At 63.4% G+C, this 24,635-nt stretch carries 17 protein-coding genes; 11 read left to right on the forward strand and 6 right to left on the reverse strand.

The genetic code is table 11. The features are described from left to right. Nucleotides 1-207 precede the first annotated feature (207 nt). The 4 genes from BGRAMDRAFT_RS25385 to BGRAMDRAFT_RS25400 all read left to right on the forward strand — a co-directional run bounded on the left by BGRAMDRAFT_RS25385 (nt 208) and on the right by BGRAMDRAFT_RS25400 (nt 7,015). Nucleotides 208-1,371 carry an efflux RND transporter periplasmic adaptor subunit gene (locus tag BGRAMDRAFT_RS25385; protein ID WP_006051737.1) on the forward strand — a complete coding sequence of 388 codons (1,164 nt, stop codon included), beginning with the start codon at nt 208-210 and terminating at the stop codon, nt 1,369-1,371. Beyond that, nucleotides 1,368-4,496, forward strand: coding sequence for an efflux RND transporter permease subunit (locus BGRAMDRAFT_RS25390; RefSeq protein WP_006051738.1), 3,129 nt, complete (start codon nt 1,368-1,370; stop codon nt 4,494-4,496). The genes BGRAMDRAFT_RS25385 and BGRAMDRAFT_RS25390 overlap by 4 nt, the downstream gene beginning before the upstream one ends. Before the next feature lie 2 nt (nt 4,497-4,498). Further along, complete coding sequence (locus tag BGRAMDRAFT_RS25395; RefSeq protein ID WP_006051739.1) at nt 4,499-6,067, forward strand: efflux transporter outer membrane subunit; 1,569 nt, start codon at nt 4,499-4,501, stop codon at nt 6,065-6,067. Between the two features lie 228 nt (nt 6,068-6,295). Then, nucleotides 6,296-7,015 (forward strand): glycosyltransferase, encoded by a 720-nt coding sequence (locus tag BGRAMDRAFT_RS25400; RefSeq protein WP_006051740.1) that lies wholly within the window; start codon nt 6,296-6,298, stop codon nt 7,013-7,015. Between the two features lie 160 nt (nt 7,016-7,175). On the opposite strand, the gene BGRAMDRAFT_RS25405 is transcribed toward BGRAMDRAFT_RS25400, so the two are convergent. Beyond that, the gene (locus BGRAMDRAFT_RS25405; RefSeq protein ID WP_006051741.1) at nt 7,176-9,677 is read right to left on the reverse strand and encodes a penicillin-binding protein 1A; all 2,502 of its coding nucleotides are present in this window, start codon (nt 9,675-9,677) and stop codon (nt 7,176-7,178) included. A 532-nt stretch (nt 9,678-10,209) separates the two neighbouring features. On the opposite strand from BGRAMDRAFT_RS25405, the gene BGRAMDRAFT_RS25410 reads away from it, so the two are divergent. The 3 genes from BGRAMDRAFT_RS25410 to BGRAMDRAFT_RS25420 all read left to right on the forward strand — a co-directional run bounded on the left by BGRAMDRAFT_RS25410 (nt 10,210) and on the right by BGRAMDRAFT_RS25420 (nt 13,341). Beyond that, the gene (locus tag BGRAMDRAFT_RS25410; RefSeq protein ID WP_006051742.1) at nt 10,210-10,899 is read left to right on the forward strand and encodes a plasmid mobilization protein; all 690 of its coding nucleotides are present in this window, start codon (nt 10,210-10,212) and stop codon (nt 10,897-10,899) included. Between the two features lie 417 nt (nt 10,900-11,316). Continuing rightward, a complete protein-coding gene (locus tag BGRAMDRAFT_RS25415; protein WP_006051744.1) occupies nt 11,317-11,997 on the forward strand; it encodes a PspA/IM30 family protein in 681 nt (226 codons plus the stop codon). A 132-nt stretch (nt 11,998-12,129) separates the two neighbouring features. Then, nucleotides 12,130-13,341 carry a tetratricopeptide repeat protein gene (locus tag BGRAMDRAFT_RS25420; protein WP_044021881.1) on the forward strand — a complete coding sequence of 404 codons (1,212 nt, stop codon included), beginning with the start codon at nt 12,130-12,132 and terminating at the stop codon, nt 13,339-13,341. Nucleotides 13,342-13,438: 97 nt separating this feature from the next. On the opposite strand, the gene BGRAMDRAFT_RS25425 is transcribed toward BGRAMDRAFT_RS25420, so the two are convergent. Next, a complete protein-coding gene (locus BGRAMDRAFT_RS25425; protein ID WP_044021882.1) occupies nt 13,439-14,128 on the reverse strand; it encodes a TetR family transcriptional regulator in 690 nt (229 codons plus the stop codon). Nucleotides 14,129-14,298: 170 nt separating this feature from the next. Here BGRAMDRAFT_RS25425 and BGRAMDRAFT_RS25430 point away from each other — a divergent pair, with 170 nt between their 5' ends. The 3 genes from BGRAMDRAFT_RS25430 to BGRAMDRAFT_RS25440 all read left to right on the forward strand — a co-directional run bounded on the left by BGRAMDRAFT_RS25430 (nt 14,299) and on the right by BGRAMDRAFT_RS25440 (nt 18,647). Beyond that, nucleotides 14,299-15,807, forward strand: coding sequence for a flavin-containing monooxygenase (locus BGRAMDRAFT_RS25430; RefSeq protein ID WP_006051747.1), 1,509 nt, complete (start codon nt 14,299-14,301; stop codon nt 15,805-15,807). Between the two features lie 96 nt (nt 15,808-15,903). After that, a complete protein-coding gene (locus BGRAMDRAFT_RS25435; RefSeq protein ID WP_006051748.1) occupies nt 15,904-16,932 on the forward strand; it encodes an alpha/beta fold hydrolase in 1,029 nt (342 codons plus the stop codon). Nucleotides 16,933-17,243: 311 nt separating this feature from the next. Further along, entirely contained in the window at nt 17,244-18,647 is a 1,404-nt protein-coding gene (locus BGRAMDRAFT_RS25440; protein WP_044021883.1) for a methyl-accepting chemotaxis protein, read from the forward strand. A 42-nt stretch (nt 18,648-18,689) separates the two neighbouring features. On the opposite strand, the gene BGRAMDRAFT_RS25445 is transcribed toward BGRAMDRAFT_RS25440, so the two are convergent. The 4 genes from BGRAMDRAFT_RS25445 to BGRAMDRAFT_RS25460 form a co-directional block, all read right to left on the reverse strand. Beyond that, the gene (locus BGRAMDRAFT_RS25445) at nt 18,690-19,508 is read right to left on the reverse strand and encodes an ABC transporter permease subunit (protein WP_006051751.1); all 819 of its coding nucleotides are present in this window, start codon (nt 19,506-19,508) and stop codon (nt 18,690-18,692) included. Then, the gene (locus tag BGRAMDRAFT_RS25450) at nt 19,508-20,437 is read right to left on the reverse strand and encodes an ABC transporter permease subunit (RefSeq protein WP_006051752.1); all 930 of its coding nucleotides are present in this window, start codon (nt 20,435-20,437) and stop codon (nt 19,508-19,510) included. Before BGRAMDRAFT_RS25450 ends, BGRAMDRAFT_RS25445 begins: the two co-directional genes overlap by 1 nt. Continuing rightward, nucleotides 20,434-21,600 (reverse strand): ABC transporter ATP-binding protein, encoded by a 1,167-nt coding sequence (locus tag BGRAMDRAFT_RS25455; protein ID WP_006051753.1) that lies wholly within the window; start codon nt 21,598-21,600, stop codon nt 20,434-20,436. The genes BGRAMDRAFT_RS25450 and BGRAMDRAFT_RS25455 overlap by 4 nt, the downstream gene beginning before the upstream one ends. 94 nt (nt 21,601-21,694) lie before the next feature. Then, nucleotides 21,695-22,795 carry a polyamine ABC transporter substrate-binding protein gene (locus BGRAMDRAFT_RS25460; protein ID WP_006051754.1) on the reverse strand — a complete coding sequence of 367 codons (1,101 nt, stop codon included), beginning with the start codon at nt 22,793-22,795 and terminating at the stop codon, nt 21,695-21,697. 426 nt (nt 22,796-23,221) lie between these two features. On the opposite strand from BGRAMDRAFT_RS25460, the gene BGRAMDRAFT_RS25465 reads away from it, so the two are divergent. Further along, nucleotides 23,222-24,517: an Nramp family divalent metal transporter gene (locus BGRAMDRAFT_RS25465; RefSeq protein ID WP_006051755.1), complete on the forward strand. Its 1,296-nt coding sequence runs from the start codon at nt 23,222-23,224 to the stop codon at nt 24,515-24,517. The last annotated feature ends 118 nt before the right edge of the window (nt 24,518-24,635 follow it).

A 24,635-nucleotide genomic window follows, 5' to 3' on the forward strand; every position in this document is an offset into this window, starting at 1 on the left:
CTAGCACCGAAAAGAATTCTAATTCACATCGACATTCAGATACAGGTGTGTATTAGAATGCGAGGCATCATTGAAAATCAGATGCGTATGCCAATTGCATGACCGGGCGTGCGCTCTTCGCTGGTATGCCGCTGCGGCCTGCCATGTTCTTCGCTGTTTCCGGTTGGGGTCATTGTGAAGCGTCCCGGTTTCCGCGCATCTGAAGCGATGCGCCAGCAGTCTCCTCGCCTCGCGGGGCAACGGCGTGCGCGCCGCCTCGCCGTTGCGCTCGCGCTTGCGGGCGTCGTCGCATTGAGCGCGTGTTCAAAAAAGGAAGCCGCGGCGCCCGAGCCGCGGCCCGTCGTGGCCGTCGCGGTTCATGCGGACGGCAACGCCGCGCCCGTCGCGTCGCTGCCGGGCGAGGTGCAGGCGCGTTATTCGACGCCGCTGTCGTTTCGCGTCGGCGGAAAAATCGTCGAGCGGCGCGTGCGTCTTGGCGACGTGGTGAAGAGCGGCCAGATCGTCGCCCGCCTCGATCCCGCGGATGCGCAAAAGAACGCTGCGAGCGCGCAGGCGCAGCTCGCCGCCGCCGAGCACAGCTATCAATACGCGAAGCAGCAGCTCGACCGCGACCGGGCGCAAGCCAAGGAAAATCTGATCGCCCCCGCGCAACTTGAGCAGACCACGAACGCGTATGCGTCGGCCGCTGCGCAGCGCGATCAGGCGGCGCAGCAGGCGGCGTTGTCGAAGGATCAGTTGCAATACACGACGCTCGCCGCCGATCACGCCGGCGTGATCACCGCCGAGCAGGCCGACACAGGTCAGAACGTGTCGGCGGGCCAAGCCGTCTACAACCTCGCGTGGAGCGGCGAACTCGACGTGGTCTGCGACGTGCCGGAAAGCGCGCTCGCCGGCCTTGCGGTCGGGCAAACGGCGAACGTCACGCTCGGCGCACTGCCTGGCCGCAAGTTCACGGCGCGCGTGCGCGAACTGTCGCCCGCCGCCGATCCACAGAGCCGCACCTATCGCGCGAAACTCACGCTCGAGAATCCTGGGCCCGACGTGCGCCTCGGCATGACCGCGGACATCGCGCTGTCGGCGCGTTCGTCTTCGGCGGCGAGCAACGCCGAAGGCGAGCACGGCTTTTTCGTGCTGCCGTCCACCGCGCTCTTTCACGACGGCACGCAGCCGGCCGTGTGGGTCGTGCGAGCGGCGGACAGCGCGCTGGAGCTGCGCCGCGTCACGGTCGCGCGCTATAACGAGCGCACGATCGTCGTGAGCCAGGGCCTGAAGAACGGCGAACACGTCGTGCTGCAAGGCGTGCATACGGTCAGCGCCGGTGAGAAAGTCCGCGCGATTGCGCCACTGCATCCCGAGGACTTCGCTTCATGAGCGCGACGCACGAAGAAGGACGCTTCAATCTGTCCGCGTGGGCGCTGCGCCATCAGGCGCTGGTCGTCTTCCTGATCGCACTGGCCACCGCGTTCGGCGCCCTCGCCTACACGCGCCTCGCGCAATCCGAAGACCCGCCGTTCACGTTTCGCGTGATGGTGATCCGCACCTTCTGGCCCGGCGCGACCGCGCGCCAGGTCCAGGAACAGGTGACGGACCGCATCGGCCGCAAGCTGCAGGAAACGCCCGCCATCGACTTCGTGCGCAGCTACTCGCGCCCCGGCGAGTCGCTGATGTTCTTCACGATGAAAGACTCCGCGCCCGTGAAGGACGTGCCCGAAACCTGGTATCAGGTGCGCAAGAAAGTCGGCGACATCGCCGCGACCTTGCCGCAAGGCGTTCAGGGTCCGTTCTTCAACGACGAATTCGGCGACGTCTACACCAACATCTTCACGCTCGAAGGCGACGGCTTCTCGCCCGCGCAACTGCACGATTACGCGGACCAGTTGCGCACTGTGCTGCTGCGCGTGCCCGGCGTCGCCAAGGTGGATTACTTCGGCGATCCCGATCAGCACATCTACGTCGAGATCACGAACACGCAGCTCACGCGGCTCGGCATTTCGCCGCAACAACTCGGGCAGGCGATCAACTCGCAGAACGCGGTGTCGCAGGCGGGCACGCTGACCACGACCGACGACCGCGTGTTCGTGCGTCCCACCGGCCAGTTCAAGGACGTGAACGCGCTTGCCGACACGCTGATCCGCATCAACGGCCGCTCGTTCCGTCTCGGCGACATCGCGACGATCAAGCGCGGTTACGACGATCCCGTTGTCACGCAGATGCGCGCGGGCGGCAAGGCGGTGCTCGGCATCGGCGTGACGATGCAGCCGGGCGGCGACGTGATCCGTCTCGGCAAGGCGCTCGACGCGCAAATGGTCGGCCTGCGCAAGGCGCTGCCCGCCGGTTTGCAATTGACCGAAGTGTCGAGCATGCCGCACGCCGTCGCTCATTCCGTCGACGACTTCCTGGAAGCCGTGGCCGAAGCCATCGCGATCGTGCTGGTGGTGAGCCTCGTGTCGCTCGGCGTGCGCACCGGCATGGTGGTGGTCATCTCGATCCCGGTCGTGCTCGCCGTCACCGCGCTGTGCATGTACATGTTCGACATCGGACTGCATAAGGTATCGCTCGGCACTTTGGTGCTTGCACTCGGCCTGCTGGTCGACGACGCGATCATCGCCGTCGAAATGATGGCCGTGAAGCTCGAGCAGGGCTGGAACCGCACGCGCGCCGCGGCGTTCGCCTACACCAGCACGGCGTTTCCGATGCTGACCGGCACGCTCGTCACCGTCGCGGGCTTTCTGCCGATTGCATTGGCCAAGTCGAGCACCGGCGAATACACGCGCTCCATTTTCGAAGTCTCGGCAATCGCGTTGATCGCGTCGTGGCTCGCGGCGGTCGTGCTGATTCCGCTGCTCGGTTTTCACCTGCTGCCCGAGCGCAAGCGCGAGGCGCACCACGCCCCTGATCACGAACACGACATCTACGACACGGGCTTCTATAAGCGTCTGCGCGGCTGGATCGGCTGGTGTATCGAGCGGCGCTTCATCGTGCTCGCCATCACCATCGTGCTGTTCGTCGTGGCGATGGCCAGCTTCGCGCTGGTGCCGCAGCAGTTCTTCCCGAGTTCGGACCGGCCCGAACTGCTGGTGGACGTGCGGCTGCCCGAAGGCGCATCGTTCGACGCGACCTTGCGCGAAGCGAAACGGCTCGAAAAGGTACTTGTGGGACGCCCTGAAATCGATCACTCGGTGAACTTCGTCGGCACCGGTGCGCCGCGTTTTTATCTACCGCTGGACCAGCAACTGACGCAACCGAATTTCGCACAGTTCGTGATCACCGCAAAGTCCGTGAAAGAGCGCGAGAAGCTCGCGCAATGGCTCGAGCCCGAACTGCGCAATAACTTTCCCGCGATTCGCACGCGCCTGTCGCGCCTCGAAAACGGGCCGCCGGTCGGCTATCCCGTGCAGTTTCGCGTGAGCGGCGACGACATCGCGACCGTGCGCTCGATCGCCGAGCGAGTCGCCGCGACGCTGCGCGCCGACCGCGATACGCGCAACGTACAGTTCGATTGGGACGAGCCGGCCGAACGGTCGGTGCGCTTCGAAGTCGACCAGACAAAAGCGCGCGAACTGGGCGTGAGTTCAGACGACATTTCGAGCTTCCTCGCGATGACGCTGTCCGGTTATACCGTCACGCAGTATCGCGAGCGCGACAAGCTGATCAGCGTCGATCTGCGCGCGCCGAAAGCCGAGCGCGTGGACCCGGCGAAGCTCGTCACGCTCGCCATGCCCACGCCGAACGGCGCGGTGCCGCTCGGCACGCTCGGGCATCTGCGCAACGATCTCGAGTACGGCGTGATCTGGGAACGCGACCGTCAGCCGACCATCACCGTGCAGTCCGACGTCGCGCCGGGCGCGCAAGGCATCGACGTGACGCATGCCGTCGACAAGGCGCTCGCGCCGATTCGCGCGAGCTTGCCTGTCGGCTACCGGATCGAGATAGGCGGTTCCGTCGAAGAAAGCGGCAAAGGCCAGGCGTCGATCAATGCGCAAATGCCGATCATGATCGTCGTCGTGCTCACATTGCTGATGATCCAGTTGCAGAGCTTCGCGCGCGTGCTGATGGTGGTGCTGACGGCGCCGCTCGGATTGATCGGCGTGGTCTTCACCCTGCTGCTGTTCGGCAAGCCGTTCGGCTTTGTCGCGATGCTCGGCGTGATTGCGATGTTCGGCATCATCATGCGCAATTCGGTGATTCTGGTCGACCAGATCGAGCAGGACATCGCCTCGGGGCAAAAGCGCTTCGACGCGATTGTCGGCGCGACCGTGCGGCGCTTCCGGCCGATCACGCTGACCGCTGCCGCCGCCGTGCTCGCGCTGATTCCGCTGTTGCGCTCGAACTTTTTCGGGCCGATGGCCACCGCGCTGATGGGCGGCATCACGAGCGCGACCGTCCTCACCTTGTTCTATCTGCCGGCTCTCTACGCGCTGTCGTTCCGCGTACGCAACGACGAGCGCGAGCCGCAAACGCCGCCCGAATCCGGCGCGGCGCACACGGGGAATTGAACATGAACCAGTTCGCACATTCCCGCTTCCTGAGCAGGTTGGCGGCTTTCTCGCCGGCACGCGTCTCGCGCAACACGGCGCTTGCCGGCTTCACGTTCGCGCTCGCCGCTTCGCTTGCCGGCTGTTCGTTCGGACCGAACGGCGAGCCGCCGGCGATGCCGCAGCCGCTCCACTACGGCAGCGAGGCGCAACCGGCGCAAACCGTCGCCGCGCAAGGCGTCGCGCAGCAGTTCATGGTCGGCGGCAAACCGGTGCCCGAGTGGTGGACGTTGTATCGATCGGATGCGTTGAACGCGCTCGTCGACGAAGGGCTGCACAATAGCCCGACGCTCGCCGCCACCGAACAGACGCTTGCCGCCGCGCGCGAGCAACTGCGCGCGCAGATCGGCAGTTCGATGCTGCCCACGATCGACGCGGGCGGTCAGGCAACCCGCAATCGTGCGCTGGCGATTCCGGAGATCGGCCCGAATACGTTTCTGTACAACATCTTCGTCGGCCAATTGCAGGCGCACTATACGATCGACCTGTTCGGCGCCGCGCGTCTCGCCGATGCCGCGCTGGCCGCGCGCGTGAACGTGCAGGCCTATCAACTCGACGCCGCGCGGCGCGCGCTCGCTGCGAACATCGTGAGCGCCGCGATCACGAGCGCGGCATTGCGCGCGCAGATCGACACCACCGAGCGGCTCGTCACGCTTGCCAACGATCAGGCTCACGACACCGCGCGGCGCTATGCGCTTGGCGCCGTCTCGCATGCCGATCAGTTGAGCGCGCAACAAAGTGCGGCGAGTTTGTCGGCGAGTCTGCCGGGGCTCAGGCAGCAATGGCAAACGACGCGTCACGCGCTCGCCGTGCTGCTGGGCCGCACGCCGGACGCCGCGCCGGACGATCTCCAGCTCGTGAGCTTGCATCTGCCCGAGCAGGTGCCGGTCGTGGTGCCGAGCGAACTCTTGCGTGCGCGGCCCGACATTCAGGCCGCCGACGCCGCGTTGAAAGCCGCCGCCGCCGATGTGGGCGTGGCGACCGCGCAGATGTATCCGAGCCTGTCGCTGAGCGCGTCGATGGGACAAGGCGGCTTCAGTTGGCCGGTCGCGCTTTCGGGCGCGGGCGCGATCTGGAGCATCGGCGCGTCGCTGTCGCAGCCGCTCTTTCACGGCGGCGCGCTGATGGCGCAGCGCCGCGCGGCCATGAACACCTACGAGGCCACCGTGTCGCAATACAAGCAAACGGTGCTTGCCGCGTTCCAGAACGTCGCCGATACGCTCGCCGCGCTCGAGCATGACGCGCAGGCGCTGGATGCCGCGAGTACGGCGGCGCGTTCGGCGCAGGGTGTTTTCGATGAAACGTCGGCGCGCTATCGGCTCGGTGCCGTGCCTGTGTCGTCGACGCGTACGAGCGAGCAGCAATTCCGCAATGCGCAGCTCGATGAGATTCGCTACACGAGCGCACGGCTCACGGATACGGCGGCGCTGTTTCAGGCGATGGGGAATCCGCCGGTGGGGGGTGACGGTGGGCGGGTGAGTTTGGGGGAGGTTTCGCGGGGAGTAGAGGCGAAACCTGGTGGTACGAATTAGTCGGCCGGAGTTATCCCCAGTTGATGTTCATGAGCCTGTTGAAAACTTTCTGATAAGCAGGCTAACTCGTTGAGCGGGCTGGGGTTATCGGCAGCGGTGTGGAATGAAGCAGAAGCGGCGGGATTGCCTTCAAGGACGCAGGCCTCGCGCGACCATTAATCGAGATAGCCTTCTGCGACCTACCGATATATATAATTCGCCGCTCCATGGATACCTCGGGAATTCTTCATGCGAGTCGCCGTTATTAGCCCGTACTATAAAGAGCCGCTTGACGTTCTACGAAGGTGCCACGAGAGCGTCCTTGGACAGCAAGGGGACGTCACTCACTTCATGGTCGCCGATGGGTTCCCTGCTGCCGATGTCGATAGCTGGGAAAGCGTCGTCCACATCAAGATTCCGAACCATGCTGACTATGGAGACACTCCTCGTGGAGTAGGTGCCGCGTGCGTGGCTGCCAATGGTTTCGATGCGATCTGCTTTCTCGATGCCGACAACTGGTACGAGCCAAACCACATCGAAACGATGCGCTCAATAGTACAGATGACGGGTGCGCAGGTGGTCACGGCTACTCGCACAATAATTGCGGCAGACGGCCGCGTGCTTGGCATCTGCAAGGAATCCAACGGGATCGATTTCAACGACACGAATTGCTATTTCCTGACGCGAGCTGCGTTTCCCGCATGCGCAGTCTGGCTCTTCAAGGACTTGTCGGAGAGCATCGTCGGCGACAGGGTTTTCTGGCGTGCCGTGCAAACCGGTGGCTACACGCGAGCCCACTCAATCGTGCCAAGTGTCAACTATGTGACCACGCTTGCATTTCACTACCAGATGTTTGGAGAAACGCCACCCGACGACTCAAAGCTCATCGCCCAATTTAACGACGATCAGCATTTTCAGATAATCAGTTACGCACAACTGAAAGAGATACGCCGAGAGGCAGGCTACTGAAAGCGACCATGCACCTGGCCTATTGTCGGCGGCATTACACGCCGCAGCCGTCCGCTTAGTCTCAGCGACGACACGGCAGACCCGCGCATAAGTCCGCATTGCCTTGCGGTCTGCACAGAACACAGCGCGTGCGAGCACCGCTCGCACGCGCTTCCCATCTTCAAGGCTTATTCGACTCAAACAGATCCATGATCTGCTTCTTCTCGTTCGACGACACGCTCGGCGGCGGCACCGCCGGCGGCGTCATACCCGCAGGGCCCACGCCGCCGACCGCATCGCTCACACCGGCCGTCGGATTCGCGGAATCGAGCCCGATACTCGCCACGAAACCATTCCCCGGCGTCATATCCGAATAGAACAGCTCGCCGTCGACTGAAGTCACGCCGTCCGGTTGCGCCGGCTCGCTTTGCGGCACGCCGCGCAACGCGCGCTGCATGTACTCGACCCAGATCGGCAACGCGAGTTGCGCGCCGAACTCGCGGCTGCCGAGCGTCTTCGGCTGGTCGTAACCCATCCACGCGACCGCGACGAGCGATTGCTGATAACCGGCGAACCAGCCGTCCTTCGCGTCGTTGGTCGTACCCGTCTTGCCCTGCAAGTCCGAACGATGCAGCGCGTTGGTGCCCGCCCCCGTGCCCGCCGTCGCGACCGAATGCAACAGGCTGTTCATGATGTACGCGTTGCGCGGCTCGAGTGTGCGCGGCGCGTCGCGGCCGGCCGTCAGCGGTTGCGCTTTCGAAAGCGGCTCGCCGCGCGCGTCCGTGACTTCGCTGATCAGATACGGGTTGATCCGATAGCCGCCGTTGGCGAACACCGAATACGCGCCCGCCGATTGCAACGGCGTGACGAGCCCCGCGCCGAGCGCCATCGGCAGATACGGCGGGGTCTTGTCGGCATCGAAACCGAAACGCTGCGTGACGAAGTCTTGCGCGTACTTCGTGCCGATATACGACAGGATGCGGATCGACACCAGGTTCTTCGACTTCTGCAACGCGAGGCGCAGCGGCATCGGACCGTCGGGCTGATCGTCGTCCTTCGGCTCCCATGCGTCGCCGCCTGGCGTGCTCGACGGGAAGTACAACGGCGCGTCGTTGATGATCGTCGCCGGTCCGAGGCCCTTGTCGAGTGCGGCCGAATAGATGAACGGCTTGAAGCTCGAACCCGGCTGACGCCATGCCTGCGTCACGTGGTTGAACTTGTTCTTGTTGAAATCGAAGCCGCCGACGAGCGCGCGAATCGCGCCGTCCTGCGGCGTCAGCGACACAAGCGCGCCTTCCACTTGCGGAAGCTGCGTTATCTGCCAGTTGCCCTTGTCGTCGCTCATCACGCGCACGATCGAGCCGGGCTTGATCTTCGTCGCCGACGCGGCGCGCGCGCTCAGCGCATTCGCCACAAAGCGCAAGCCCTCGCCGCTCATCGTGACCTGCGTGCCGTCGACGAGTTGCGCCTTCACCTGCTTCGGACTCGCGTCCGTCACGACGGCGGCGACGAGTTCGCCGTTATCCGGATGATCGGTGAGCGCGTCGTCGATCGTCTGATCGCGGTCGTCGCCCGCAGCCGGCAATTGCACGAAGCCTTCCGGCCCGCGATAACCGTGGCGCCGCTCGTAATCCATCACGCCCTTGCGCACCGCGCGATACGCGGCGTCCTGGTCGGCGGAATCGATCGTGGTCGTCACGTTCAGGCCGCGCGTATAAGTTTCGTCCTTGTACTGCGCATACATCATCTGCCGAACCATTTCGGCAATGTACTCGGCGTGCACGCTGTATTCGTTGCCCGGATTGCGCGTGTGAATCTCTTCCTTCACCGCCTGGTCGTACTGCTCCTGGCTGATATAGCGAAGCTCGAACATGCGCCTCAGAATGTATTCCTGACGGATCTTCGCGCGCTTGGGGTTCACCACGGGGTTATACGCGGACGGCGCTTTCGGCAGACCCGCGAGCATCGCGGCCTGCGCGAGCGTGATGTCTTTCAGATCCTTGCCGAAGTACACGCGGGCCGCCGCCGCGAAACCATACGCGCGCTCGCCCAGATAAATCTGGTTCATGTACAGCTCGAGAATCTGGTCCTTCGTCAACGCGCGCTCGATCTTGTACGCGAGCAGCATTTCATAGACCTTGCGCGTATAGGTCTTCTCGCTCGACAGGAAGAAGTTGCGCGCGACCTGCATCGTGATCGTGCTCGCGCCCTGCGACGCGCCGCCGTGCGCGAGATCCGCGAAACCCGCGCGCAAGATGCCGAGAAAGTCGACGCCGCCGTGCTCGTAGAATCGATAGTCCTCGATCGCGAGCACGGCTTTTTTCATCTGGTCGGGAATGTCCTGGAAGCGCACGAGAGAGCGCCGCTCCTCGCCGAATTCGCCGATCAGCACATGGTCCGCCGTGTAGACGCGCAGAGGCACTTTCGGACGATAGTCGGTGAGCGCGTCGAGCGAGGGCAGGTTCGGCCCCATCACGACGAGCGCATAGCCGACGATCAGCGCGCCCACCACGGCGACAATCGCCGCGAAGCTCGCGAACCAGATCGCGATGGTCGCGCCGATCGGGCGGCCGCGTTCTTCGCGATCTCGCGAAGCGGCGTTGCGTCCCTCGGTGCGGCGGTAGGAGTCCCGGTCTTGACCGGCGGGAGAATGCGAAGAATGCGGTCGTTTGATGATTGGCATGACTGGAATAGTGGGCGCGTGAATCAATGGCGTGACTCAGTCTCATGACTCAGTGGATGACTGAATGCCATGACCGGATGCCATGATTCAACGCCTTGTTCTCGCGCTTGAAGCGCGCATGAATCCTGAGCGGGCGTTGTCCGGGACGCAAACCGCCGCGCGACCCTTTGCCCCCGCGAGTCGCCACGGCGCGCCCGAACAGTGTCCGGCGCAACGTAACAGCGCATTTTAAAGAAATCAAGCCGCGCTCAACGCAGTTTTTTTGTAAGAATTCCCTTCGCGCCGCCCCCGGCGGCGCGCGCTTGAGTAGATTCGGCAAGCTTTCGATGCGCTTGCGCACACAGCGCGAGTTATCAACAGAAAACGTTCACAAGCCTGTGGACAAGCCCACCAAAAACGCCACAAGCCGTTGATGTCACGGCATTTTCACGACGCGCCCGTTTGCGATCGGCGCAACTCGTCATATGATGGATTCGGCGCACGCCGATGCGCGCCGCGAAGCGCCACACCAACAAAAGTATGCGAGCCGATCATGACAAAGCCCAGCGAACGCATCGTCGTATTCGTTACGCCCGCGCAGAAACGCGCGATCGCCGCCACCGCCGACGAGCTCGGCATCAGCGTCAGCGAGCTCATGCGGCGCGCGGTGCTGAGTTTCGACGCGACGAGCGAGCAGGTGAAAGCGGCGAGCATCGTCGACAGGCTCAATGCGCCGCGCGCACCGGATGCGCTCGACGCCGCGCTGCGGCGCGTCGCGCAGGACACGGAGCATGCGCGCGCGGCGCTGCCGCCAGGCTTGCGCACGCGCGCGAGCAGCGAGGCGAGCGGACTCGCGAACGCCGACGCAAACCACGCACTGCCCGATGCGGCGAACCGCGCGGCGCATGAGCCGATCAGGTCGTCAGGCAAAGCGCTTGCGGGTAGCGCGCCGCACGCATCTCAACCCGCTCCTTCCGAACCCGCCCCGCTGCTGCCCGCCGATGTGCTGGCCGCGCTCACTGCCGACGTCGATGAAGACGCCGTCGCTACGGCCGAAGCCGTCGCGCGAGTCGCCGCGGCCCGAGCGGCTGCCGATCAGAAGCCGGCGCCCGCTGCCGTCACCACGCAGACGCAAGTACAGACGCACATAAAGAGCGTATTGAAGCGCCCTCGCCTCGACATCGCGCGCGATGACGACGATCCGCAAGGCGATCTGGGCCCCGAAGGCGGACGCTTCGCCTAGCGCCGGCGAAACGCAATGGAGGTGTAAGGCGGATGTACGATGCAAGCTCATCGTCTCCGCGCGCTTACGCTTTCGCAACCATCGCTCAATTCACGCCGACGACACTCGCCGCTCGCACACTGAGCGGCTCGCGCATCGTGCCCTTTAAGCGCATTTTAAGAGAGCCCGTGGTGTAATATCCGCGAGCCGCTGAAGGGACGCGCTCGCGTGTTTATCATCGAAGCTTGCCGCTTCATCACGCGACGCATGCGCGAACCGGCCGGACAATTTGCGCTCGTGCTATTGCATTCCGCACGCGCGCCCCGACCTCCGGTCCGAACGCTGCGCGGCTTGTCGCGCGGCGGCGTAAAGTAGCAGTGGCAAGCAATCGAACGCGCGTGAACTATTCAGCGCCGACACCATTCTTTGGAGGTTTTCATGTCGCTTTTTGACAGCATTTCGCGCACGCTAAAAGGTCTCCTGAACGATGCGGCCGACTCCGTGCAGGACCCGTCGCGCGACTCGCGCCAGATCGTGCGCGAACTGGACGAGAGCATCGGCAAGGCCGAAAATTCGCTGATCGAGATTCAGGCGCAGGTGGCCACGCAGCAAAGCAAGCGCGATGTTGCCGCCGACAAGGCGAAGAAGTATGAAGACGGCGCGAAGCGCGCGCTGCAATCCGGCGACGAAGCGCTCGCGCGTGAAGCGCTGAGCGCGCAAGCCACCGCCGAGGCGGAACGCGATGCACTGACGAAGGAACTCGCCACGCTCGAGCCGTCGGTCGCGCAGTTGAAGAGCCAGATCGAAGACATGCGCGCGCGCCGCAACGATCTGAACGCACGGTCCAACATTCTCCAGGCCAAGCAGCAGATCGCCGAGGCGAAAGACGTCGCTGCGACGGCGCTCGGCGGCATCGGCGGAAAAAACCTTTCCGAAGATTTTCAGAAGCTCGAGGACAAGGTCGCGCTGTCGAATGCACGGTCGGACGCACGCCTGAATTCCGCCGACGTCAAAAGCGGCAAGGCGCTCGACGACAAACTCGCGGATCTGAACCGCGGCCCGTCGGTGGAAGACCGTCTCGAAGCGCTGAAGAAGCAGCTCAATACGCCGGCCCAGTAATTGCGTGAGTAGTGTCTGACGGCAGGCCGGTGAGCGTGGATGTTTAACCGGCCGCCGGCCGCCGGCCGCCGCCGGATCGCCGGCCCGGCGCAATCGACTGAAGGAGACGGGCGTATGACGCCCGGTCCGCAAATGAAAAAACTTATCGCAAGCGCATTCGTCTCGCTCATGCTCGTTTCGGCCGCGGCGTTTGCCGTGCCGACCGTGCAGCAGATCGAATCCGCGATGTCGCAAGGCAACTGGCAGCAGGCCGACGCCGGCTTGTCCGAAGTGCTGCAGGCGCATCCGAACAATGCGCGCGCGCATTACCTGTACAGCCAGGTGCTCGACCGTGAAGGCCGCTATGGCGACGCGCTCGCGCAGCTTCAACAGGCAAAGACGCTCGACCCGCAAATCCGTTTCACCGATCCCACGCGTTTCGCACAAGTCGAGGCGCGCATTCGTCGGGACGCCGAACGGGTGGGCAACGCGAACGCCAAATCGACGAGCCGCGCGGACAACCCGTTCGCCCAGCAGAACGCGAACACACCGACCTTGCAGCAGCAGGCCGGACTCGCGCCGCAAGTGCCGCAAGCGCCTGAGCGCCACGGCCCGGGCATCGGCATGTGGGTCGGCATTCTGCTTATCGTGGGCGTAATCGCGCTCGTGTTGCGCTGGACCTTGCGTCGCGCCCGCACGCAAGACGACACGCGCGCGAACGACGATCGTCGCGTGCAACTCAAGCGTGCAACCGACCTGCTCAACACCGTGCGTTCGCTGAAACTCGACGTGAAGCTCTCCACTGCGCCCGGTCACGAAGCGCTCGAAAAGGAAGTCGAAGCAACCGAAGACCAGTTGCGCACGCTCGTCGAAGCGCTGTCGAACAGCAAGAATCCGGTGCCGCCGTATCAGCTCGATGAACTGGAGCAGCGCATCGGCAGCCTGCGCGCACGCGCCGAAGGCCGGCCCGATCCGAATGCGGCAGCCGCGGCGGGCAACGAGCAGTCGCCGTATGCGCGCGAAGCCGAGCGCTTCGGCAATCCGCCGCAAGCGCCCTATCCGCAGCAAGGTCCGTATCAGCAGCAACCGCCTGTTGTCGTGCAGCAAGGCGGCGGTTTCGGCGGCGGCATGGGCGGGCTGCTGACCGGCGTGCTGCTCGGCGAGGCGCTGAACTCGGGGCGTGAACGCGTCGTGGAGCGCGACGTCATCGTCGACGATGAAGGGCGCAGGCGCGGCAACTCAGGCGACAATGGCGGCGGGCTCGATTTCGGCCAGGGCTCGAACGACTGGAACGACAACAGCGGCGGCGGCATCGACATGGGCAGCAACGACGATTCCGGCGGCTGGAGCGACGACAATACCTGAGTCCTCGCGCTCTTTCAGTCGCGGCACTCTCCGCGTGTGCATTGAAGACAGGCTCCTACACGGAGCCTGTTTTTTTTGCCTGCACGTTCAGCGAAAATCACGCGCGCCGCGAGACAGGCGCCCGCGCCTCCTCCTGCTGCGCGAGCAGCACCGAGCCCGCAAAAAGCCTCACGATAAAACGCTCCGCATAGCCGACGAGCGCATCGCGGCGCGCGGCGTCGGCATCGAGATACTCGGCGGAGAGATGAAACAGTTGCAGCACGATCTGCGTGCAGACTTCATCGACGACATCGTGCGAAAGTGTGGGCATTAGCTGCAACTGAACGACGTCGTCGGCCATTTCCGCCGACACCGCATGAAGCGTCGCGCGCACTGCCTCACGCAATGCCGGCGACGTGCCGTGATATTCCGCTAACGCACTCAGAAACGCATCGCGGTTTTCGAGCGCAAACATGAAGAACGCGACGCACGCGCGCCGCGGCACGCTATGCGGTTCGTCATGCGCGGCGAGCCAGCGCTCGCGTCGCAGCATCGGCCGCAAACGGCGGCTGACCGAATCGACGGCCTCGCGCGCGAGTTCATCGAGCGTGCCGAAATGCCGATAAAACGTGTTCGGATTCAGTCCCGCCTCGCGTGCGAGTTCGCGCAAACCCAGACTCGCAAAGCCGCGCCCGCCCGCGGTCAAGCGCAACGCGGCTTCGATCAGTTTGCGTTTGCCGGGCGGCAGTTCCTGTTCTGCCGCAGCGTCGCGCGCGGGCTGCCGCGCCGTTTCCGATACGGATTTCATCGCGTTCATGGTGACTTTCAATCGCCGCGCGGGACGCGCGTTTGATAGACGTACTCTAAACGATCTTGACGCGAGGTGTACAGTTGTCTACCCTGCGCGTTACGTTTGGGCGGCTACGCGGCTTACCGTGTGCGCACGCAGCGCCCGACTTCCCCTTGCAGGAGATCGACGTGACGTCCGCTGCATTTGCCGCATCCGCTGCATCACCACAAGCTGTCGCGCCGCGCATCGCCATTGTGGGGAGCGGCTTCTCCGGCATCGGCATGGCCGTGCGGCTGCAAAAAATGGGCATCACGTCGTTCACCCTCTATGAAGCCGCCGCGGACATCGGCGGGACATGGCGCGACAATACCTATCCGGGCGCCGAGTGCGACGTGCCCTCGCATCTGTATTCGTTTTCGTTCGAGCCGAACCCGGCGTGGTCGCGCGCCTTCAGCGGCCAGAACGAAATTCTCGCTTATCTGAAGCATTGCGCGCGCAAGTATGGCGTGGACCGTTACGTGCGTTGCAATGCGCGCGTGGTGGCCGCGCGCTTCGACGAAGCACGTCATGTGTGGCAGATCGAGCTCGATGCCGGCGGCATGCGCGAGAGCATCGAGGCCGACGTATTGATCGCCGCGAGCGGTCCGCTGTCGCGGCCGGCGATGCCGCGCATCGCGGGACTGGAGAACTTCAAAGGCAAGCTGTTTCATTCCGCGCGCTGGGATCACGCGTATCCGCTCGAAGGCAAGCACGTCGCCGTGATCGGCACGGGTGCGAGCGCGATTCAGTTCGTGCCGCAAATCCAGCCGCGCGTCGCCCGGCTCGATCTGTTCCAGCGCACCGCGCCGTGGATCATGCCGAAGCCGGACAAGCGCATCGGCGAACGCGCGCGCTGGCTTTTCGAACATCTGCCGTTCACGCAGCGATTCGTGCGCAGCGCGATCTACTGGAAGCTCGAATCGCAGGCGATTGCTTTCGTTAGTCATCCAAAGCTAATGAAGCGCCCGATGAAGCTGTGCCTCAGCTATCTCGAGCGGCGCGTGAAAGACCCTGAGTTGCGCGCGACGCTCACGCCGAACTACCGCCTCGGCTGCAAGCGCGTGCTGCTGTCGAGCAACTACTATCGCGCGCTCATCGAGCCGAATGTGAACGTGATCACGACGGGCATCCGCGAGATCGTCGCGGACGGCATCGTGACAGAAGACGGCGCGCATCATCGTGCGGATGCGATCATTTGCGGCACCGGCTTTCAGGTCAACGACGTCGGCGCGCCGTTCGACGTGACCGGCGTCGGCGGTGCGGACCTCGGCGCGCTGTGGCTGCGCGACGGCCCCGAAGCCTATCTCGGCGTGAGCGTCGCCGACTTTCCGAACTTCTTCATGATCGTCGGCCCGAACACCGGACTGGGCCACAACTCGATGATCTACATGATCGAGTCGCAAGTGCAGTACATCGCCGATTGCCTGCGCGTGCTGCGCCGGCGCAACGCCCGCGCGATGAACCTGCGGCCCGACGTGCAGCGCGACTACAACGCGCGCCTGCAGCACGATATGCGGCGCTCGGTGTGGTCGAGCGGTTGCCATAGCTGGTATCAGACGCGAAGCGGCAAAGTGACCGCGCTGTGGCCGGGATTCAGTTTCAGCTTTCGCAAGAGGACGCGCCGCGTGCGGCCAGGCGATTACCGCTTTTTGCCTTGAGGAATGACGCTCACGCGGCGCGATTGCAAGTCACGTCGCCCGATCCGATGGCGATTATTTAGTATCCCGATTCAAATAAAAAGGGAGACGGAAAACATGACAAGCATCGATCCTCGTTCGTCGAGTTCGTCGAGTTCGTCGAGTTCGTCGAACTCGTCGAACTCGTTGCCCCGTAGTTCAGTCGCGGCGCTGCCGCCCCGCTCGCTCGCCGCGCGCCTCGGCATCACCAGCGTGCCACGCGACGAACTGCGGCGGCGCTACACCCAAAGCGGCTCGAAGTTCATCCGCATCATGGGCGCGGACGTGCATTATGTCGACGAAGGCCGCGGCGACATCATCGTGATGATTCATGGTTTCGCGTCGTCGCTGCACACATGGAATCGTGTCGCGGATGAACTGAAACACGCTTACCGCATCATTCGTCTCGACCTGCCGCCGTTCGGCGTGACTGGGCCGCTGCGCTCCAGCACAGGCGCGATCGAAACGATGGACCTCCCGACCTACCAGCGTTTCATCGACACTTTTTTGCAAGCGCTCGGCATTACGCGCGCGACTTTCATCGGCAATTCGCTTGGCGGGCTCATTTCGTGGGACTACGCGGTGCGGCATCGCGAGGCCGTCGAGCGGCTCGTGCTGATCGACTCCGCGGGCTTTCCGATGCGGCTGCCCATCTATATTGGCCTCTTCAACAGCGCGCTGGTGCGCGCGAGTTCGCCGCGCTGGCTGCCGGAAGCGATCATCAAAAGCGCGGTGCGCAACGTGTATGGCGATCCGCGCAAAATCGATGCCGTCACGCTGCGGCGCTACGTCGAGTTTTTTCACGGCGAAGGCACGCGCGCCGCGATTGGCAAGATGGTGCCGACGCTCGATTTCGCCGAACTGGATACGAATGTGCTGACGACACTCGCGCTGCCGACGCTCGTATTGTGGGGCGCGAAGGACCGCTGGATTCCGACCGCGCACGCGGCTGAATTCGCGCAGCGCATTCCGGGCGCGAAATCGGTCATGTATCCGGGCCTTGGACACATTCCGATGGAGGAAGCGCCCGAGCGCGTGCTGACCGACCTGCGGGCGTTTCTCGGCACGCATGCCGCTCCGAAAGCAGGCGCCGTCGCGCGCGCCTAGCCCCTTCCTCCGAGCAAGCGCAGCAAGTCCCAGAGAAATTTAAAGAGCATGACGATCAGCTCCCACAGATGGTAAAGCTGCTGCCAGCCGGAAGCGCGCGCGAAGGAATCGAACATCGTTAAAGTTGATCAGGAATGGCGGCGCTTGCCGCGGCGCCAAACCGGACATCATAACGACTGCGGCGTAGCGACTGCGGGATACCCCGTATCAAGTCCGCCGAAAGCCAGCCGTAAACGCGTCGAGAAGAGGCTGTGTTCGTGCTCGACGAGCGCGTGACCGGCAGCGTTGCTAGCGTCATCAAGGAGACGTTCATGTCGCGTTTCAGCTTTCGCCGGACGGGCCGACCGCAAGGGGTCGTCGGCGATATTGCCGCGCAGGCGGGCAAACTGGGTATCGAAATCTGCGATGTATCGGGCCACGTCGATGAAGTCGCCGCGCGCGTGCAGCATCAGGCACAGGTGTGCCGGGCGTTGCGCGAATCCGCCGCGCAGACGCTCGCCGGCAATCATCGGATCGCGACCGCCGCGCGGGGTATGCGCGATGTGTCGGCGCAAGCGGCGACCGGCGTGCAGGAATCGCACGACACGCTGGAGGCGTCGCTTGCCGACATCCACGGGCTGGTAGAAGGCGTGACTGTGATCGAGAGTCAGATCGGCGCGCTGCGCAGCGCGCTCGCGCATGTGAGCCGCGTCTCCGAGGAAATCTCGCTGATCGCGCGGCAAACGCATCTGCTCGCGCTGAACGCGGCGATCGAAGCCGCGCGCGCCGGCGAGTCCGGCCGAAGTTTCGCGGTGGTGGCGGCCGAGGTGAAGAATCTGTCGGCGAAGACCGCGCAGGCGACCGGCCAGATCGAGACCACGCTCGCGCAACTCACGCAGCAGACCGAGCAGTTGATCAACGAAGGCTCGGTGAATACGGAGCGGGCGCATCGGGTGCGCGAGGGCACGCGCAAGATCGGCGACGTCGTGCATTCGACGGGCGACGCGATCGCGCATCTGAACAACGAGGCCGAGCAGATCGCCGCGTTGACCGGCGAAATCGAGACGCAGTGCGGCGGACTCGAGGCGCAGGTGCTGGAAATGGCGAGCGGCGTCGAGGATTCGAGCGAGAACTTCGTGCAGGCGAAGGATCGGCTCGGCAATCTGCTCGGCGTCTCAGAGACCTTGATCGAACTGACGGCGGCGGCGGGCGTCGAGACGCCGGACACGCGTTTCATCGAAGCCGTGCAGGACGCGGCGGCGGCGGTGAGCAAGCTATTCGAGGCGGCGGTCGCACGCGGCGAGATTTCGCTCGACGATCTGTTCGATCAGCATTACGTGCCCGTGCCTGGCAGCAATCCGCAGCAGTTCATGACGCGGTTCACGGCTTTCACCGATCGCGTTCTGCCGGCGATTCAGGAGCCGCTACTTGATCTCGATCCGAGGGTTGCGTTCTCTGCCGCAATCGACGTGCGCGGTTATCTGCCGACGCACAACCTGAAGTTCTCTTTGCCGCAGCGTGACGATGTCGTGTGGAATATGGCCAATTGCCGGAACCGGCGCATTTTTAACGACCGCACTGGACTGGCTGCCGGGTCGCATACGAAGAAGTTTTTGCTGCAGACGTATCGGCGCGATATGGGCGGTGGACAGTTTGTTTTGATGAAGGATGCGTCCGCGCCGGTTTTTGTGCAGGGACGGCATTGGGGCGGGGTTCGGATTGGGTATAGGGTTTAAGCTGCAATTCGTGAAACAGGGCAAGCGCACTTGCCCCGTCACCTACCCCCTCACCTGCACCCTTCTCCTCTCCGCCCGCTGCATAAAATAATTCACCGCCACCACGCCAACCGTCACCACCGCGATAAACAACGTCGCCAACGCATTCATCTCGGGATTCAAACCCAACCTGACGCGCGAAAAAACCACCAGCGGCAACGTCGTCGACCCCGGCCCCGACAGAAACGCGGATAAAACCAGATCGTCGATCGACAACGTAAAAGACAATAACCAGCCCGACACCAGCGCCTGTGAAATCAGCGGCAACGTGATCGAGAAAAACACCCGCAGCGGCGTCGCGCCGAGGTCGAGCGCCGCTTCCTCGAGCGAAGGATGCAACTCCTTGACACGCGACTGCACGATAATCGCCACGTACGAAATACACAGCATCACGTGCCCGATCCAGATCGTGAAAATGCCGCGCCCCGCCGGCCAGCCGAGCCACTTCGCCATTTCGATAAAGAGCAGCAGCAGCGATATGCCCTGAATCACCTCAGGGATCACGAGCGGCGCGTTGATCATGCCGGTATAAAGCGTAAAGCCGCGAAAACGCCCCATGCGCGCGAGCACAAAACCCGCCCATGTGCCGATAATCACCGACGCAAACGCCGTCAGCACCGCTACTCTCAACGACAGCCACGCCGCCGCAATCAGTTCGTCGTCGTGCAATAACGCCGCATACCAGCGCGTCGAAAAACGCGTCCATACGGTGACGAGTTGCGATTCGTTGAACGAATAGACGACCAGACTGATAATCGGTATATACAGGAACAGAAAGCCCAGCGCCAACGCGGTGAACTGCAATATCCGGTTCGGCTTCATCAGCGTTTTTCCTCCATCGCCTTGGCCTGCGCGTACTGGAAAAACGCCATCGGCACCAACAGCAGCACTACCATCGCACACGTCACGGCCGAAGCCATCGGCCAATCGGCATTGTCGAAAAACTCATTCCACATCACGCGACCGATCATCAGCGTATTCGCGCCGCCGAGCAATTCCGGAATCACGTACTCGCCCACCGCCGGGATAAACACCAGCAGGCAACCGGCGATAATGCCGTTCTTCGAAAGCGGCAATGTGATCTGCCAGAACGCTTTCCAAGGTCTTGCGCCCAGGTCGTAGGCGGCTTCGAGCAAGGTCATGTCCATTTTCACGAGATGCGCGTACAACGGCATCACGAGAAACGGCAGATACGAATAGACCATGCCGATATAAACCGCCGTATTCGTGTGATACAGCTCTATCGGCGAATGAATCAGGCCGATCGACATCAGAAAGTTATTCAGCAGCCCGTTGTTTTTCAGAATCCCGATCCACGCATACACGCGAATCAGGAACGACGTCCAGAACGGCAGCATCACGGCCATCATCAGCAGATTGCGGCGCGCTGGATCCGAACGTGCGATGTAATACGCCATCGGATAACCGATCAGCAGGCACAGCAGCGTCGAAATCGCGGCCACGACAACCGAATTCACATACGTCGCGAAATACAGGCTGTCGGTGACGAGAAACGCGTAATGCGACAGATCGAGCTTGAGATTGATCGCGCCGTCCGCGAAACTCGTGAGCTCGGTATACGGCGGAATGCCGAGCTGCAAATCGGCAAAGCTGATCTTCACGACCAGCAGAAACGGCACCAGAAAAAACAGCAGCAGCCAGACGAACGGACCGGCCACCACGGCGGTGCGGCCCGTCAGGTTAAAGCGCCGCACCGGCCAGTTGAGAACCGAATGGAACTGGCGCTTCATGACGTCAGCACCACACCGGCCGATGCGCTCCAGCGCACGTACACTTCGTCGCCCCAGGTGGGCGGATCGATCTCCGTCAGCGCGAGGCTCGTCACGTTCGCGATCACGGTTTTGCCGCCGTCGAGCTTCACGTGATACAGCGAATAGCCGCCCATGTACGCGATATTCGACACGACGCCCTTGCCCCAGTTGAACGCGCCCTCGGGCGGCTTGCTCGTGAGCGCGATCCGCTCGGGCCGCACCGAGATCGTCACCGGCATGCCGAGCGGACCGGTAATGCCGTGGCTCACATACAAACGGCAAGTCAGATCGGGCGTTTCGATAAAGACGTGGTCGGGTTCGTCCTCGACCGTATGGCCTTCGAACAGATTCGTCGAGCCGATGAACTCCGCCGAGAAGCGGCTATTCGGATACTCGTACACCTCGTGCGGCGTGCCGAGCTGGACGATCTCGCCTTCGCTCATTACCGCGAGGCGCCCGGCCATCGTCATCGCTTCTTCCTGATCGTGCGTGACCATGATGCAGGTCACGCCGACCTTGTCGAGAATGTTGACGAGCTCGATCTGCGTGCGCTGGCGAATCTGCTTGTCGAGCGCGGACATCGGTTCGTCGAGCAGCAACAGCTTCGGCCGCTTCACCAGCGAACGCGCCAGCGCCACCCGCTGCTGCTGGCCGCCGGAAAGCTGATGCGGCTTGCGCTTCGCAAAGCGGCCCATCTGCACGAGTTCGAGCGCGGTCTGCACGCGGTCCTTGAGTTCGGCCTTGGCCACGCCTTCCTGCTTCAGACCGAACGCGACGTTCGACTCGACCGTCATATGCGGAAAAAGCGCATACGACTGGAACATCATGTTGACCGGCCGCCGGTACGGCGGCAGTTGCGCAAGGTCTTCGCCGTCGATAAGGATCTTGCCCGAGGTCACGGTCTCGAGCCCGGCGAGCATCCGCAACAACGTCGACTTGCCGCAGCCGGAACTGCCGAGCAGCGCGAACAGCTCGCCCTTTTTCACCGACAGATTGACCTGCTTGACCGCCACGGTCTCGCCGAATTTCTTCACGACGTCGACGACCTGCACGAAATTATCGGCGGCGGCGTCGATCGCGGCGTTGCCGCCGGCGGGCGACACGGCCGTCCGGTCCAGCGCGCCCGGCTGCTCACTACTCATCACAATGCTTCACTCCGGCGTTTGACGAACAAAGCCCCCGGTGAACACCGAGGGCTTCTTGATGATGCTGTTACCCGTTCACTCCGGCCACGCTTCAGCGGCCGGACTTGAACTCGGTCCAGAGCCGCGTCTGCAGCCGCTGCACTTCGGGCGGCAACGGCTTCAACAGGAACAGCGTCTTGATGACTTCGGGCGGCGGGTACACGGCGGGATCGTTCGCGACGTCCTTATCCACGTATTTACGCGCTTCGAGATTCGCGCTCGGGTAGTAGACGGCGTTGGTGATCGCGGCATGCACTTGCGGCGTTTCGATGTAGTTGATCCACTCGAGCGCGGCTTCCTTGTTCTTCGCGTCCTTCGGAATCGCCATCACGTCGAACCATACGGGCGCGCCGCCCTTCGGAATGTAATACTCGATCTTGTACGGCTTCTTCGCTTCGATCGCGCGATGTTTCGCGATCACCACGTCGCCCGACCAGCCGTAGGCGAAGCACACGTCGCCACCCACCAGATCGTTGATATAGCCCGACGAGTTGAACTGCGTGATGTACGGGCGAATCTTCTTGAGCATCGCGAGCGCCTCGCGATAGTCGGCCGGATTCGTGCTCATCGGGTCTTTGCCGATGTAATGCAGCGCGGCGGCGAACATCTGATCCGGCGCATCCAGCACGGACACGCCGCACGCCTTCAGCTTCGAGATGTTTTCCGGCTTGAAGAGCACGTCCCAGTTATCGAGCGGCACATTCTTGCCGAGAATCTGCTGGGCCTTCGTCACGTTGTAGCCGAGTCCGGTCGTGCCGTACGCCCAGGGCACCGTGAACTTGTTGCCGGGATCGGCGCCGGCCACAAGCGCCATCAGCGACGGGTCGAGGTACTTGAGGTTCGGCAGCTTTGACTTGTCGAGCGGCGCGAAGATGCCCGCGGCGATCTGCTTGCCGGCGTAATTGCTGGTCGGCACGACGATGTCGTAACCGGAATTGCCGGTCAGCAGCTTGGCTTGCAGCGTGTCGTCGCTATCGTAGTTGTCGTATTTGACCTGGACGCCGGACTGCTTCGTGAAGTTCGGAATGGTGTCCTTGGCGATGTAATCGGACCAGTTGTACACGTTGAGCTGCGTATCCTTCGCTGCCGCCGTCAACCACGGCGCCGCGCACAAGACCAGCGCAGCCACTTGCCCCACTACCCGTCTTTTCATCCCGTTCTCCGATCGTGCCGGTCCGAGCCGGCCGTCCTCACGCACGCCGCGAGCTGCGCCATGCTGCGCTAGCGGCTCCCCTGAAAAACCCGAAAACTACCATCAATTATTGCGCGGTCCAAAAAAAATGCCGCAGTGTCGCGCAAACGGTACAGCGTAAGCCGCGCCGCCGGAAAATGGGCGCAATTTTAGCGGGTTATGGGCGCGTGTCTACCCGAAAAAAACGCCGCCACGCTTAGGCGCTCTGGCGGCGGCCTCACGTAGGCTCCCACGCGCATGACAAGCCAAACGCGAAGCCGGGCGACGGAGCACAATAGCTGACAACGGACAAGGGGCAACAGCGGCGAGGCGCGGGCTCGATCGGCAGCAACGCGCCCGGCGGGCACAAGCCTTGCGAAACCAGGCAGTCTTTGACCTCAGGCATCCATGAACACCAATCCGTTCGCGCTGCGCCCAAACCGCCGTCGACGTCTGCCCGAAGGAGGACCCGCGCACTGGTTCTCGTTCGTCGGCGCGGGTGCGCTGATTGCCGTCGGCTATATCGATCCCGGCAATTGGGCAACGGCGCTCGGCGCGGGCGCCGGCTACGGCTACCAGTTGCTCGGCATGGTGGTGCTCTCCAGCCTGATGGCGATGCTGCTGCAATGGCTGTCGTCACGGCTCGGCGTCGTGACCGGGCGCGATCTCGCGCAGGTTTGCCGCGAGCGTTCGGGGCCGCGCCGCACGATCTTCCTGTGGCTGACCAGCGAAGTGGCGATCATCGCCTGCGATGTCGCCGAAGTGGTCGGCAGCGCCGTCGCGTTGCAATTGCTGCTGGGCGTCTCGCTGACCGTGGGTGTGCTGATGTCCGCGGTATGCACGTTCGCGCTGCTGGCGCTTCAGCAGATAGGCGGCCGCAAGCTGGAAGCGGTGATCGCGTTGCTGATCGGCTTCGTCGGCTTGTGCTTCGTGATCGAACTGGCGCTCGCGCGGCCCGACTGGCACGCGGCGCTGGCGGGCACCGCGCCCAGCCCCGAGCTTCTGCGCAACGCGGGCATGCTGTGGCTCGCGGCGGGCATCGTCGGCGCGACGGTGATGCCGCACAACCTCTATCTGCACTCGTCGCTCGTCAAGCATCACGCGCCCGACAACAGCGACGCGCAGATCAAGGCCGCGCTGCATGTCGTCAATATCGACACCATCGGCTCGCTGCTCTTTGCTTTCGTGATCAATGCCGCGCTGCTGATCGTCGCCGCCGCCGTGTTCCATGCGAGCGGCCACCGCGACGTCACCGATCTCGCGGACGCTCATCGTCTGATCGCGCCGCTGCTCGGCACGCGCTGGGCCGGCATCCTGTTTGCCGCGGCGCTGCTGGCCTGCGGACTGAGCGCGACCGTCACCGGCACGCTGGCCGGCCAGGCGGTGATGGAAGGCTTCCTGCAACTGCGTCTGCCGCGCTGGAAGCGTGCGCTGCTCACGCGCGCACTGGCAATCGGACCGGCGCTGGTGGCCGTGACGATGTTCGGCCAGGAAGGCTCGAATCAGTTGCTGGTGGCAAGCCAGGTGGTGCTGAGCCTGCAATTGCCGCTCGCGGTCGTGCCGCTGATCCGCTACGCGTCGGATACGAGCCTGATGCGCGACTGGCGCGTGCACGGCGTGCCGCTGGTGCTGGCGTGGATGTCGGCGGCTTTCATCATCCTGCTGAACGGCGCGCTGCTGTGGCAGGTTGCGTTGGGTGAGTGAGCCGCCTCGCGAGCCGCGAGGCCATTCGCCAATCGTTGCAACGCAGTTGTAAATATTCTTTTAGTATTTCGAGTTGAACGGCGCCGCCGCTGGCCGTGGCGCCGCCTTCGCCGTAGTC

It is taken from the genome of Paraburkholderia graminis C4D1M (genome assembly GCF_000172415.1).
Taxonomy (GTDB): Bacteria; Pseudomonadota; Gammaproteobacteria; order Burkholderiales; family Burkholderiaceae; genus Paraburkholderia; species Paraburkholderia graminis.